The sequence below is a fragment of the Eubacterium sp. genome (assembly GCF_057858645.1).
The window spans coordinates 1-2,107 of the sequence record NZ_DBLZZO010000057.1 but is presented as its reverse complement, the minus strand read 5'-3'; the positions used below and the strand labels follow the sequence as shown (position 1 = coordinate 2,107).

General features: G+C 33.2%; 3 protein-coding genes. 2 read left to right on the top strand and 1 reads right to left on the bottom strand.

Going from position 1 to position 2,107, the window contains the following annotated elements; genetic code table 11:
* The first annotated feature begins 316 nt into the window (after positions 1 to 316).
* A complete protein-coding gene (rplM, locus tag ACZM4J_RS12205) occupies positions 317 to 745 on the top strand; it encodes a 50S ribosomal protein L13 (protein ID WP_022164637.1) in 429 nt (142 codons plus the stop codon).
* Positions 746 to 767: 22 nt separating this feature from the next.
* On the top strand, positions 768 to 1,160 hold the full coding sequence (rpsI, locus tag ACZM4J_RS12200; protein ID WP_022164638.1) for a 30S ribosomal protein S9: 393 nt from the start codon (positions 768 to 770) through the stop codon (positions 1,158 to 1,160).
* A 62-nt stretch (positions 1,161 to 1,222) separates the two neighbouring features.
* On the opposite strand, the gene ACZM4J_RS12195 is transcribed toward rpsI, so the two are convergent.
* A complete protein-coding gene (locus ACZM4J_RS12195) occupies positions 1,223 to 1,624 on the bottom strand; it encodes a hypothetical protein (RefSeq protein WP_022165408.1) in 402 nt (133 codons plus the stop codon).
* Between the last annotated feature and the right edge of the window lie 483 nt (positions 1,625 to 2,107).

Here is a 2,107-nt window from a genome sequence, read left to right as displayed (position 1 = left end):
GGTATTGCAAAGATAGAATTAAATCAACACTCGGAGGACTTAGTCCTCTAGATTATAGAAGGAGTATAGGCATAGCGGTCTAAAAAAATGTCCGCATGCCCATACTCAAAATGGAAATAAACTTTTCACTTCAGGGACAAAAAAAATTGTATAAAAATTGAAAAAATCGTGTTGACACGTAAATTTAGTTATTGTATAATACATCAGTATTGTGACGTGTTATGCACGTTAGTTTTTTGTGTCTTAGCCAAAGCCCCGGTACGGACATGAAATGAATTAAAGAATTTAGATAAGCAAAATTTCAGGAGGTAAACCAATGAAAACATATATGGCTAGTCCAGCAGATATTGAGAGAAAATGGTATGTAGTTGATGCTACAGGATATACATTAGGACGTTTGTCATCAGAAGTTGCTAAGATTTTAAGAGGAAAGAACAAACCACAGTTCACACCTCATATCGACACAGGTGACTACGTAATTATTACAAACGCAGACAAGATTAAGGTAACAGGAAAGAAATTAGAACAGAAGATTTACTATCATCATTCAGAATACGTTGGTGGTATGAAAGAAGTTACTCTTAAAGAAAAACTTGCTAAGAAACCTGAAAGCGTTATTGAACTTGCAGTTAAGGGAATGCTTCCAAAGGGACCTTTAGGAAGAAGCATGATTAAGAAACTTTTTGTTTATGCTGGAGCAGAGCATCCACATGCAGCTCAGAAACCAGAAGAATTAACATTTTAGTTAACTGAAAGGAGAAAATAACATGGCTACAGAAAAGTATTATGGAACAGGTAGAAGAAAAAGCAGTGTTGCTAGAGTATATGTAATGCCTGGAAATGGAAATATAACAATTAATAAAAGAGATATTGATGAATATTTTGGTCTTGAAACTTTAAAGGTTATCGTTCGTCAGCCACTTGAAACAATCGGTGCAACAGACAAGTTCGATATCAAAGTTAGTGTTCATGGCGGTGGATACACAGGACAGGCTGGTGCTATCAGACATGGTATCGCTAGAGCATTAGTACAGGCTGATGCTGAAAACAGACCTGCATTAAAGAAGGCTGGATTCTTAACAAGAGATTCAAGAATGAAAGAAAGAAAGAAATACGGTCTCAAAGCAGCCAGAAGAGCACCACAGTTTTCAAAGAGATAATTTGTGGAAAAAATCAAATATGCAAGAATACCCCGAAAAGCCTATGCTTTCGGGGTTTTTCTTTATTTTACTTTTGTTGCAGGTTTAAGCGAATACTTTCGAAGAAGTATTTTAGTGGATTTCTCCGCAACATTACTTTTGCCGTCGCTAGGTCTTTTCTTTAGGTAGTCGTAGATATCTTTTTCGTCATCACGATTACCAAACTCGCCACCAATGCCAAAGATAATCTTAGATGCGTTCTTTTTGGCAACAAAAGTTTCGTTTATTTTTGTGTATTTGCCTTTCTTTAAATGAATCCATTTAACATAAGCTATTTTGTTTTTATTGCAAATTTTCACAACAATCCATTTGTTAATCTTAGTTGATTTAATTTTAAATTTAATTCTGCATTTTTGCCCTTTCTTAATATTTACGTTTCTATATATTTGTGCACCCCAAACACCACCCCAACCGATAGATTTCAACTTGGCAGTCCATTTGGATTTGGTAACACCAACAACTTTTCCATTGGTAGTTTCATACCAGGTATGTCCGGGCTTACCGTCGAAACCAATATAATCTTGTCACCCGGCCTTAGCAAAAACACTTGTGTTCATACTAATAACAAGTGCAATAGCTAGAGTAATAACTGCTGTTTTTTTCATAAACTTCATAATCATACACCTCCTAATACTTTATTAAATGAAAATAATCATATATTAATTATAATATATAAAATAAATAAATCTATAGAAACATATAAACGTTGAAAAAATAAACATTATATATTAATATGATATGATTTGTGATAGAATACTCCTATATTTGTGTACGGAAGAGAAAAAATAATAAAAAAATAAATTTTCAACTTTAAATGAAAAAGTAACTGCACGAACATATTGACACCAAATTTTTTAAACCTTAAATGGGGTGAAAATTGAGCTTTAAATGGTGTATAATAATAAAAA

What these genes read in the sequence shown, in the direction of transcription:
- rplM (WP_022164637.1), top strand. Translation starts at nt 317, where the DNA reads ATGAAAACATATATGGCTAGTCCAGCAGATATTGAGAGAAAATGGTAT.
- rpsI (WP_022164638.1), top strand. Translation starts at nt 768, where the DNA reads ATGGCTACAGAAAAGTATTATGGAACAGGTAGAAGAAAAAGCAGTGTT.